This is a genomic window from Kitasatospora sp. NPDC048545, from assembly GCF_040651155.1.
Lineage (GTDB): Bacteria > Actinomycetota > Actinomycetes > Streptomycetales > Streptomycetaceae > Kitasatospora.
In genome coordinates, this window is sequence record NZ_JBEZIQ010000085.1 from 23,052 (window position 1) to 34,132 (window position 11,081).

At 70.4% G+C, this 11,081-nt stretch carries 11 protein-coding genes; 8 read left to right on the top strand and 3 right to left on the bottom strand.

What is annotated here, in order from left to right; all coding sequences use genetic code 11:
* The first annotated feature begins 40 nt into the window (after window positions 1–40).
* Window positions 41–721: a transcriptional repressor LexA gene (gene lexA, locus AB0D10_RS42865; protein WP_360267411.1), complete on the top strand. Its 681-nt coding sequence runs from the start codon at window positions 41–43 to the stop codon at window positions 719–721.
* 52 nt (window positions 722–773) lie between these two features.
* On the opposite strand, the gene AB0D10_RS42870 is transcribed toward lexA, so the two are convergent.
* Entirely contained in the window at window positions 774–1,115 is a 342-nt protein-coding gene (locus tag AB0D10_RS42870) for a CPCC family cysteine-rich protein (protein ID WP_360267414.1), read from the bottom strand.
* A 61-nt stretch (window positions 1,116–1,176) separates the two neighbouring features.
* Entirely contained in the window at window positions 1,177–1,437 is a 261-nt protein-coding gene (locus AB0D10_RS42875; protein WP_360267417.1) for a hypothetical protein, read from the bottom strand.
* Window positions 1,438–1,591: 154 nt separating this feature from the next.
* Between AB0D10_RS42875 and AB0D10_RS42880 the strand changes: the two genes are divergently transcribed.
* The 7 genes from AB0D10_RS42880 (at window position 1,592) to AB0D10_RS42910 (ending at window position 9,010) form a co-directional block, all read left to right on the top strand.
* Window positions 1,592–2,194, top strand: coding sequence for a hypothetical protein (locus AB0D10_RS42880; RefSeq protein ID WP_360267420.1), 603 nt, complete (start codon window positions 1,592–1,594; stop codon window positions 2,192–2,194).
* 176 nt (window positions 2,195–2,370) lie between these two features.
* The gene (locus AB0D10_RS42885; protein WP_360267423.1) at window positions 2,371–3,384 is read left to right on the top strand and encodes an HNH endonuclease signature motif containing protein; all 1,014 of its coding nucleotides are present in this window, start codon (window positions 2,371–2,373) and stop codon (window positions 3,382–3,384) included.
* Window positions 3,385–3,581: 197 nt separating this feature from the next.
* Window positions 3,582–3,998, top strand: a complete 417-nt coding sequence (locus AB0D10_RS42890; RefSeq protein WP_360267425.1) for a hypothetical protein — start codon at window positions 3,582–3,584, stop codon at window positions 3,996–3,998.
* 207 nt (window positions 3,999–4,205) lie between these two features.
* Window positions 4,206–5,387, top strand: a complete 1,182-nt coding sequence (locus AB0D10_RS42895; protein ID WP_360267428.1) for a hypothetical protein — start codon at window positions 4,206–4,208, stop codon at window positions 5,385–5,387.
* Window positions 5,388–5,727: 340 nt separating this feature from the next.
* Window positions 5,728–6,084 (top strand): hypothetical protein, encoded by a 357-nt coding sequence (locus AB0D10_RS42900; RefSeq protein ID WP_360267431.1) that lies wholly within the window; start codon window positions 5,728–5,730, stop codon window positions 6,082–6,084.
* A gap of 39 nt (window positions 6,085–6,123) precedes the next feature.
* Window positions 6,124–8,460, top strand: a complete 2,337-nt coding sequence (locus AB0D10_RS42905; RefSeq protein ID WP_360267434.1) for a helix-turn-helix transcriptional regulator — start codon at window positions 6,124–6,126, stop codon at window positions 8,458–8,460.
* Window positions 8,461–8,464: 4 nt separating this feature from the next.
* Entirely contained in the window at window positions 8,465–9,010 is a 546-nt protein-coding gene (locus AB0D10_RS42910) for an XRE family transcriptional regulator (protein ID WP_360267437.1), read from the top strand.
* A gap of 346 nt (window positions 9,011–9,356) precedes the next feature.
* Here AB0D10_RS42910 and AB0D10_RS42915 read toward each other — a convergent pair whose 3' ends face one another.
* Window positions 9,357–10,403 carry a PQQ-binding-like beta-propeller repeat protein gene (locus AB0D10_RS42915; protein WP_360267440.1) on the bottom strand — a complete coding sequence of 349 codons (1,047 nt, stop codon included), beginning with the start codon at window positions 10,401–10,403 and terminating at the stop codon, window positions 9,357–9,359.
* Between the last annotated feature and the right edge of the window lie 678 nt (window positions 10,404–11,081).

Consider the following 11,081-nt stretch of genomic DNA (forward strand, 5'->3'; position numbering starts at 1 on the left):
GGGACTAGGGTCAAGATCAACGGAAAGGACGTCAGAGCACATGGACACCACTGCCGTCCCCGGACGGGCAGGCCAGCCGCCGGGGATCCACGTCGGGCCGGACCGGCTGACCACCCGACAGCGAGCCATCCTGGACTTCGTCGCCACCACGGTGAACCGTCAGGGATACCCGCCGAGCATGCGCGAGATCGGCCAGGCCGTCGGCCTGTCCAGCACCTCCTCGGTCGCGCACCAGATCGGTGTCCTGGAGAAACGGGGACTGCTCGCCCGCGACCCCAAGACCCCGCGGGCCTACCGGCTACCCGGACGCATGGACCGCCACCTCCCGGATGGCATTCCCGAGCACGGCGCGGTCGTAGTACCCCTTCTCGGCAGCATCGCCGCCGGCCAGCCGACCCTGGCAGAGGAGGACTACCAGGACTTCTTCACCCTGCCCCGCCGCCTGGCCGGCGCGAGCGATTGCTTCCTGCTCCAAGTGCGCGGCGACTCGATGATCGACGCGGCCATCTGCGACGGCGACTGGGTCACCGTGCGCCGCCAGCCGGTTGCCGAGAACGGCGACATCGTGGCCGCGATGATCGACGGCGAGGCCACCGTGAAGCGGCTCAAGCGCGAGGGCGGCCGGATCTGGCTGATGCCGCACAACCCGGCGTACGAGCCGATCAACGGCGACAACGCGACCATCCTGGGCAAGGTCGTCGCGGTCCTGCGCCGCCTCTGATTGGCCGGGGCACCGACCCCCGACCCTGGCCCCGGCGGATCGTCCAGCTCTTCTAGGACCAGCGATACTCCGGGTCCTTGTACTTCCGTTCCTCGGGGAAAGGCGTGCGAACGTACTTGGCCCACTGAGGTGCACAGGCGCCGATCGTCTCGTAGTTGTGTTGTGTCTCGGCAAGGCTCAGTGTCCCGTTCGCACCGCCGCGGATCTCGTCGCGGTCGTGCTCGTCCTGCCCGTCGTCCTCCCAGTAGCACACGAGGCACGTCTCGTTGGCCCCGCGAGTCTCCATGGTCAGGTAGCCGCAGCACGGGCACGCGTACGGGCCGTTCTCCGGCCCGAGCACGATGTTGAACCTCTGCGGGCTGGCGCCCTTGTCGTCGCTGATAGCAGCACTCACCGACAATCGGCACAGTACGAGCGTGGTCGGAGGTTTAACGCCAAGGTGAGTGGTGCGGCGGCTACTTGGGGACCGTCATGGCGTCGCGGATGCGGCGGGTGCGGTCGGCGGCGCCGGCCTGGTCGAGCGTGGCCGGGTTCCCTTCGGCCCAGGGCGGGAAGGCCACGGAGCCTGCGGTGTAGTGGTCGGCCCAGAGGCATATGGACACGACGAGCAGTGCCTCGGTCGAGACTCCGCACTTGAGCCGGCCCTGCGGGTCGTGCGGGTCCTGGGCGTCGTTGTCGGTCAGCGGCACCGTCCACTTGCCCCTCGGGGACTGCATCCTGGACCCGGATGGGAACGGGCCTGCCGGACGGTTTCCTCGACGCGGTCTTCGCCGCACTGGCCTTGCACCGCCGACAGTCGAGTTCTTAGCTGACTTCACTCCGTCGCCCCGTCAACGGGCCGCCCCCACGGACCGGGCGGACACTCGACGTGTGCCTGCCGCCCTGCTGACCGCCGACGAGTACGCCCTCGTTGACGCCGTGGCGGCCCTGGCCACCACGACCGTCTGCCCGGCTGCCCGCGTCGTGCTCGCCCAGGGACGCCTGTTCACCCCCGCGCCCTGGCCGCGCTCCGGCACCCCGCGCCGCGGCGCACCCGGACGCTGCCACCGCAACGCACTTCGCGTCGCCCGGCTCCTGCCGGGCGTCTACGTGGAGGGGTACGCGCTCACCGCCGAGGGGGCGGTGCGGGCGCACGCGTGGTGTGCGACCGCCGACGGCACCGTGCTGGATCCCGCGTGGTCCGAGGGGGTGGCTCGGGCCTACCTGGGGGTGCCCATGGCCCCGGAGTTCGTTCTCGCCTTCCAGCAGCGCACTCTCACCAAGACGAGGTTCCGCGGGGTCCTCGACAAGGACGTGCAGGTCCGTGACGCCGGGCGCATCTTCCAGGCCGGTGTGCCGCTCTACGGGAGGCTCGATGTCGGCCGGATTCCGCCGGATCCGATCCACGGCCGCTTACCGGCGGGCGTCCTCAGCCACCATCACCGCCATGCCGGTCAGCCCGCCCGTCCGAGGGTGCGCCGCAGCCAGTTCTGACGGACCCCCGACGACCAGGAACTGCCCGACCACCGTGGGGGGACCACGCATGGGATCGGGGCAGGACTACTGCGGCAGCGGCCTCGGGAAGCCGGGTGTTGGGGACGGTACGACGACATGGTTCAGGTTGGCGTCGGCTCGGGTTCAGGAGGGGATTCTCGGCAATGTACGCAACGGTGAGCGCGTTTCTGCGCGCGGTGGCAGAGCAGGTTCCGGGGGAGATCGAGGGAGAGCGGCTCGTGGTGTCGCGCGGTGTCGGCGGCACGTTGAGCGTGGGGCGCCACCGCGGTGTGTACCAGGTCGTCGAGTTCGAGGTTCCAGCTGATCGGGGAGAGCCGGCATGGGCCGCATTCCTGAAGCTGTGGGAGGACGCGAGCCGGAAGCTCGATCTGCGCGGCGCGTTCCTGATCCGCAATGAGCGAGTGGTCCGGTCTTACGGCACCAGCAGGGAGTGGGGGCACCGCCCGTGGTTCTCCGACTACGCCGTGAGGGACACCGTTCGTAGGATCCGCGCGCTCGAACGGATGATTGCCACTCCGCTGGAGATCACCCTGACCGGAGCGTTGCCCGCCTGGCTGACCCCGCCTGGCGCGTCCCAGGCGCAGGCCGCTCAAGAGACATGGTCGGTACCGTCTATCCCCGCGCAGCAGACGGTGGACGAGGCGCGCCCCGCCGAGGTTCAGCGTCTGGGCGTGTGCCCGGTGTGTGACAAGGGCGGCCTTCCCCCGGGACGGCTGCGGCACCTGCGCTGCGAGCGCTCGGCCAAGCACCCCGAGGAGCCCGCAGCCGTCGCGTCGACGACGGCGACAGGGGACACCGAGTACCGGCGCCTGGTCACCATGGTCGAACAGCGGGAGGAGAGTACGCGAGGACAGCGGCGCAAGGGATCGGATCGTCCGGTACGCATCGACGCGGCGGTACGGGCGGTGCTGCTCCGCTGTGGCGGGTTGTGCGAGAACCCGCAGTGCACCGGACAGCCCGATGACGTCACTGCCGGCGGCGAGCCGATCCTGGAGGTGGACCACATCGACCCGATCGGAAGCGGTGGCCGCGATCACCCCTCGAACATGGCCGCTCTCTGCCCGAACTGCCATGCAATCAGGACACGGGGCAGCCGAGCGGTCGAGCTGACCGGGATCCTCCTCGACGTTGCCGCCGCCGCGCATCGGAAGTGGCTCTCGGTGGAGTAGCCGGCTGCTAGACCCGGCCCCGGGCTCGGCCTCTGACCGGGTGGAACCATGGGGGCGGCGACGGCGCTGGCCGAAGCGGGATCTGACGGTCCGTGTCCGGCGAAAGGTGTTGACCTTGCTGTTCGGCGGGCGTTGGATGGGCGCTCCCGGGCCGGGCCCCACACCCGGCCCACAGCACAGGAAGGAACTGGTGCCCTGTGACCGAACCGCATGCCGAGCAGCCGAACACCCGCCGCCTCCTCGACTGCGAGGACTGCCAGGCCGGACCGGACAGCGGCGACATCCGCACCATCTCGATCGGCCGGGACGGAGCCGTCAAGGAGATCTGGCACACCGACCAGTGCCCCACCTACACCATCGAGCGGATCCTGATGGAGGCCAGCGCCGCGAAGGTCAAGGAACAGGACGCGAGGGCCAAGGAAGCCTTCCCCGCCGCCCACAGCCGGCTACGGGAAGCCGCCGCCACACTCCCGGCCAGCGCAGCCGCGGGCCCGTTCATCGCGGCCCTGCTGGAACTCGTCCAGGCCCAGGCCGAGGACACCACCCGCTTCGTCACCCTGCCCACGTGGGCCGAGATCCTGGAGCGGCACTTCCCACCGAAGGACTCGGCCTAGCTCGCAAGGGCGGTCCGGCCGGACGGGTGAAGACATCCCCGGCCGGGCGACACAGCTGCTCCATTCGTCCTACAACCTGTCAGAGGGCGCTCCTAGCGTCCCCGGTATGACGAAGCACCTGTGCACCACTACGCCGACCACGCCCATCTCCACGCTGCTTTCCGCCGGCCAGGCCCGCAGCAGAGCCACAGAGGGGCGGTGGACGGCATGAGCCTGACCTCCGGCCTCAGCTGCCCCCGCACACCGCTGCGCCGCTTCCTGGACCGGGAGATGTCCGCGGGCCCCAAGCCGCTGCGGGAGAACTTCCGCTCCCGGTACGCCGCCGAGCCCGTCCTGTTGCCACCCGGGGGAGTGGGGACCGAAGCCGGGACCGTCGGGACGGCGATCGACCAGCGCCTGCGCCTGGCGTTCACCGCCGCCGCCCCCGTCGATCTGGCCACTCGCCTGGGCATCGACATCAGCGCGACCATGGGCGGCCGCCGCGCCGGCGAGCGCATGGGCGCTGTCGGCGAGCAGCTCCTCCAGCGCCTGGCCGAGACCGTCCATGCCCTGGACCTGGACAACAGGGACCTGCCGATGGACCGCTCCTGGGAAGAGGAACAGGACCTCGCACGGCTCCTGCTTGCCGCGGCCTGGTACCAGGTCGCCGCCCGCAACCCCTTCGGCTTCACCTACACGCCGCTGTTCCTGGCCACCGCCGAAGACCCCAAGGACTTCACCCTGGAGCGTCTCCTGGACCTGCCCCACCGCGACCTGGCCGGCGACGTCACCGCCCAGCTCGAACACGCGGCCACCGGCCCCCTCCAGGCGCTGCGCGCCACCACCGACCCCGCCCACTGCGCGGGCGGCGTGATGTTCGCCGGCATCGACATCACCGCCGACGCCGACCTCCTCGCCGACGGCACACTGATCGAGATCAAGAGCACCCGCCACCCCCGCCGCTTCGAGAAGGCCACCGCCTGGCAGATCCTCGGCTACCTCCTCCTCGACACCCCCGACCACCACCGCATCGACACCGTCGGCCTCTACCTCACCCGCACCGCCACCCTGGCCACCTGGCCCATCGAGGACTACCTCGCCCTCCTCGGCGCCCGCTGCCGCGACCTCACCCAGCTCCGCGCCACCTTCGCCGAACTGCTCATCAACTGCACCGCCGACCAGGAACCCTTCGAACCCGACGAGGAGCGCCGCGTCCAGCGCCTGCTGGAACGCCTGGCCACCCCCATCCCGCCCGGCCACTGCCCGGTCTGCGCCCAAGCGGTGCCGCTGTCGGCATCCGCCTGCCGCGCCCGCTGCTACTGCACCAGCTGGTGCGGGCGTAGGGCTCCGGGGCTGCGGCAACGGGGATGGCTTCCCGGTCGGCTGCCGGACCTGGCCATCGCCGCGTGACTTCCCCGCGCCCCACGCTGCAACGGCACGTCCGAGGCAGTGTGGGACGCGGGCGCCCTTCTGCTGCTCGGCCCAGGTTCATAAGGCCCAGGACGGTGTCAAGAAGGGTTCCGCAAGCCGCCGCGCGAACATCAAGCGCCTCGCCGCTGAACTCGGCGTCTCCCACGCCCACGCCGCGCGCATCAACGACGGCGCTGCCCCAGCCGAACCCAGGCCTGCACCAGCTTGATCACTGATTTGGTGGCGGGAGGGTGTGTCCGGCCGAGCCAGCCATAAGGTTAATTAGTATCAATTATCTAAGACTTGTAAAGAACGATGGTTTCTTTGCTATGCTTGGCTCATGACTCTCTATGGCGCGGATCTTGAGCGGGTCGAGAAGGAGCTCCGCGAGGCGGAGCGGGAGTGGGGCCTGCTAGGGGTGCGGATCGAGGGCCTGAAGGCGCAGCGGGAGGCCCTGCGGAAGCTCGTCGAGACGTCGGTGGTGCCGGAGGTGGAGGTCCAGGACCTGACGAAGGCGGACGCCATGGTGAAGATCCTGGAGGCGTCGGCGAAACCGATGACGTTGGGGGAGATCGCGGAGGCGATGACGGCGGCGGGCAAGAAGACGAACAGCAACGGCGCGTCGGTGTACATCGACGGCCTACTGAAGGCGGGCAGAGTCATCCGCGTCCAGCGCGGTCAGTACCGCGCGGCCTGACACCGTCCGTCCACCGTGGGAGAGAGGGGAGAAGAGGAGATGCCCGGTACCTCGCCAGGAGCCTCCGATGCGGTCGAGGCGCTGCTCGGCGCGGGTCCGCGCCGCCAGGTGCCGCTGCCCGAACCGGCCGAACGCGAGCGGCTGCGCACCGAGTACGGGCTGACGAAGGCCGCCACCGCCAAGGCCCTCGGCGTCAGCACCAGCACGTTCACCGCCTGGGAAGCAGGACAGCGCGATCCGCAGGGGGAGGCCCGCGCGGCCTACGCCCGCCTGCTGGAAGGCATCGCCGCCCAGCTGAGCCGCGAACCGGCCGCCGTGACGCCCCCTCAGCCCCAGACCCCGGCACCCGCACCGGCCGAGACGCCCGTGCCGGTGCCGATGCTCGACCAGCATCCGGACGGCTCGCTGGTGATGGCCGAAGCCGCGCCGTGCGTCCAGTGCGGCAACCCGTCGGTCTACCGCTCCCAGGGCGTGCCCATGCACCTGGGAGGCTTCTGCCGCCCCGGTACCCAGCCGCCCGCAGCCCCCGTCGCCCCTCAGCCGGCCCCCGCTGCAGCCGCCCCGCCGGTGGCACCACCGCGCCCAACCGCGCCCCACGCCGCCGGTGCCCCCTCCTCGCGCCCGGCTTCCCCGCGAGCCCGGAAGGCTCCGGTGAAGGCGACGGCCACAGCCCGGCCCCAGGCCGCATCCGGCCAGGTGGCCTCGGCGAAGTACCCCAACGGACCGCTGACCGTCATCGACCTCGCCCCCTCCGGCCGCACCCTGCTCGCGCACCTGGTCGACGGGCGCGTGCTGGACGTCCCGGCCACGACGCTGCCCCAGCTGACCGAGTGGGCACTCACCGCCGGCCTCGGCCAGCAGCGGCTGCACAAGAACGGCAAGGATAGCGACCCCCTGGTCGTCGTCATGGCGGACGCAGCCGAGTTCCTGGGCCTGCCACCGATGGGCGAGGACGCCGACGGCAACTTCGAGCGCCGCATCGGCCGCCTCCCGGAGACCGGACCCATCGTCAAGAACCTCGTCAAGGCCGGCTGGCAGCTCACCCAGCGCGGCTTCGGCCCCTGGGCCCGCGTTTTCCGCAACCCCACCGGCGCCAAGCGCGAGTGCGTCCAGTACTGCATCCCGATGTGGGCCGCACTCACCTCCGGCGGCTGGAACGTCCCCACCGACCTCGACGCCGCCCAGCTCACAGCCCTCCTCGGCGGCTACGCCGAGCGCGTCCAGACCCCGCGCGGCTCCACCGCCGTCACCGGCCTGGCCCTCATGGAGGCACTACGCCCGCCGACCCGCGCCGTACGCACCGAGACCGGCTGGACCTCCGGCCCGGTCGAGGGATCGCGCACCCGTGCGTTCGACCCGGCACCGCCCGAGGCCCCGGCCGAGCACCCCGTCGCCAAGGACCGCGCCCCCGGCGACGTGCTGATGACCGAGACGTGGGACTGGAACCGCCCCCTGGACCTGATCGAGGACCGCGAGCGCGGCTACCCGAACGTGGTCGGCATCGACGTCAACATGGCGTTCCTGGCGGCAGCGGGTCGGCTCACCATGGCGCTGTCGGAGCCGGTCCACGAGCTCAACCCGGTGTTCGACAAGCGGATCCCGGGCAGCTGGCTGTGCGACCTCTCCGCCGCCGAGTTCGACCCCCACATGCCCAACCCCTTCACGCCGGACGGCCTGCCGCCCACCGGCCCCGCCTGGTACAGCACTGTCAAGGTCGCCTACGCCCACGAACTCGGCATCCCCGTCCAGCCGACGGAGGGCTGGCTGCGCCACGAGTCCGGCCCGTGGCTCGATCCCTGGCACAAGCACCTGCGCGAGGCCTACCTCACCACCATGGTAGGCCTCGGCGTCCCCCTGGACCTCGCGGACCTCGACATCGAGGCGTTCCTCGCGGCGATGGCCGAACTGAAGAACGGCGACGCGACGGAACTCGCGATCCTGCACGCCATCAAGTCCACCGCCAAGGGCGGGATCGGCAAGCTCCGCGAGCGCCCCCGCGGCGCCTCCTACCGGCCCGGCCAGCGCTGGCCGGCCCTGGACCGCCCCACCTGGGACCCGCTCAACCGGGCGCTGGTCATCGACACCGACACCGTCAACAAGCACCGCAAGATCCGCCGCCACGCCGAAGCCACCGGCGAGTACCCGATCGCCGCGCTCGCCGACTGCATCGTCTACCCCTCCAAGGGCCCCTCGCCGCTGGATGTCCTGCGCAGCTCGGACGGCACCCTCGCGACCGCCTGGCGCCTGGGGATCTCACCCGGACACGTCAAGCACGAGGGCACCCAGACGATGGAGTGGGCGATGGAGCTGATCGCCGACGACGTCAACCCGGGCCGCCACATCAAGGGCGGCGACGCCTACGCCGAGGGGGAGTGACCCGATGAGTGAAGAGCTCGACCGCGGGCTGGAACGCGCCATGCAGACCAAACCCATTCCGAAGACCCTGGCCGGCCGCACCAGCTTCCTGGTGAAGCAGTTCAAGGGCACCAAGAACGCCGCCCGCGAACTGGGAGTCTCCCAGCGCTCGGTGGAGCGCTGGCTCAAGGGCGGCGGCATCAGCAAGGACAACGCGAAGAAGGTCGAGGACGCCGTCCGGGAGCGCTGGCAGCCCCGCATCCGCGACCGGATCCGCAAGGCCGCCGAGACCAACGGCTTCACCGTCGAGGTGTCGGCGACCTTCGGCTTCAAGACGACCGGCCCCGGCACTGACGATCCCCGCGACCGCATCCTGCCCCCGCAGAAGCTGTCCGGCGACATCGCGCGCAGGCTGTTCGAGGCCCGCGACGCCGGTGCCAGCCAGCAGAAGCAGGAAAAGATCATCGCCGAAGGCCTGCGCGACGCCTACTTCACCGACTGGGGCCGCCGGGCCCGCGGTCTGGAAGTCACCCTCACCGGCCTTCACTGGGCCGAGTTCTCCGTTGACTGAGCCATTGACGGCCCACTGCAGGACTGCGGTCTGAGTCGTCCGATCAGCGGCCGGCAGCGTACGCGGACATTGCCGGACGGGCGGAGTCGAAGGCGAGCCCGGCGGGGCGGCTGACCCGGCCGTGCCGGTCGGGCAGGATCAGCACTGATCCCACCGCGTCAGGTGCTACGCCGCGAAGGTCAGACGGTGACGAGCGAGCGTCGTGGCCTCGTTGGCCTGGCCGTGCTCAGCGCGCCGGTCGATCCGGCGGGACGACAGCGGGCACCCTCGCCGCCTCCCTTCTACTTGCGGACGACAGCGAGGGTGCCCGCTCACGGGCTGCCACCGGAGCCGGCGGGCTTGGTGGTCAGAAGCCGATTGCTGGGTAGACCGAGAGCGCGGTGCCGTCGGCGTCGGGGCTTCCGATGCCCATGTAGGTGTTGACGATGAGCGGGGCGAGTGTCGGGGGGCTGGGCAGATCCTGGCCGGTGACGGCGTTGAGGGCCACCGGGCCCCTTGGGGTCGTGCCGTAGACGACGCCGTGCCATGCGGTGGTCACGCGGGGAGCGATCCGGGTCTTGGCGTCATCGGGCAGGCGCCACAAGGTCTTCCCGCTGGCCGTGTCGAAGGCGAAGGCGATGTCCTTGTCCGCACAGACGGTCACCGATCGCTCGTCGTAGGCGCAGCCGAAAGGCGTCGAGCCGCCGCTGAACTCAAAGATCTGCTTGCCGGTCGTGCTGTCAAGGATCCAGGCGCTGCTCTTGAAACCGACGAAGCTGCGCCCCTGGATTGCTACCCGGTTGGGTCCGGCCGGGGTGAGGGTCGTGTCCAGCAGGTCGTAGGTCTGCTCCGTGGTCCAGGCCGCGCTTCCGTCCGCGATCTTCAGAGCCGACACCTGGTGCTTGGTGTACTCCGGCGAGACGAGACCGACGACCTGGTCGTCGGTGAGCTGGGCGCCGGTGAAGTTCTTCTGCGTCCAGAGGACCTTCTTCGTGGCGAGATCCACGGCCCAGACGAGGCCGTGGTCCGCGTCCGCCCCGGCGATGACCGCGGTCGTGCCGCGGACCCCGAGCACCGTGAGGGACCTGATGCCGGTGTAGTCCTGCGGGAGGTCGATCGGGATGGTCCAGGAGTCCGAGCCCTTGGAGGTGGACAGGGCGACCAGTTCGACAGCGGTGCGGTCCACGGATGTGCCCTGGCCCTGGATGACCATCCGGACCGCGGTCAGGACCACCTGCTGGCCGCCGGCCTGCGCGAGGACCGGCGGCGAGTGCAGGTTGCCGCCGTGCGTGGCGTTCGCAATGCCAACCGTCTTGTGTCCATACAGGGCGTCAGCCTCAAGGCCGTAGTTGCCGGCGATGTAGTAGACCGTGCCATCGAGGAGGACGTCGGAGGCGCGCACTTCGTCCGGCAAGGGTGCTGATTCCTTGCCCTGGGAGAACTTGGTAGGCGGGTCGTAGCCCTTGAACGTCGGCGACCACGTCATCGACGGTGTGGCGGGCGATGCGGCAGACGCCCCGCCAACTGTTGTACTTCCAGCGTCTCCTGTGGCCCCGCGCGTGCAGCCCGTCACCAGCACGACAGCGGCGGCAGTCACTGCGAGATACGTGGGTATTCTCCGCGTCGTCATGTGTGAGCCCCCCCTCATCCACCCCGCAGACGTGGCGCCCGGAGGACAGTGATCACTCTATCGCGCTGGGTGAGGGTCCACAGGCCCGCTTCCTGGGCAGTAGGCGATGCTGGCAGCAGTCTGCCGTGCCGGCGATGGGAGGGTTCCCGACGCAGGCCGGCGGTCGGACATGCCCGATGGTCCGGCCGCATCTGGGCGGCCGGGCCATCGCCGGGTGTGCGTCCTGGAGCCGGTTCTCAGCCGATGGCGTCGAGCGTGGACTGGTCGAGCTGGACGACCGGTTCCGTGCTCAGGTGGTTCTGCCATCGAGTCGGCCCGGTCGAAGGTGACGGTGCTGCGGGACGGACGTCGAGCCGGGCTCGGAGGCCTAGTACCAACGCCGTTCAGTTAGGGCGGTCCGGGCCGTGTCAAGGGTCGGTTGTGAGCATGTTGATGCTGATGGTGGCCTGGTAGGTGGCTCGG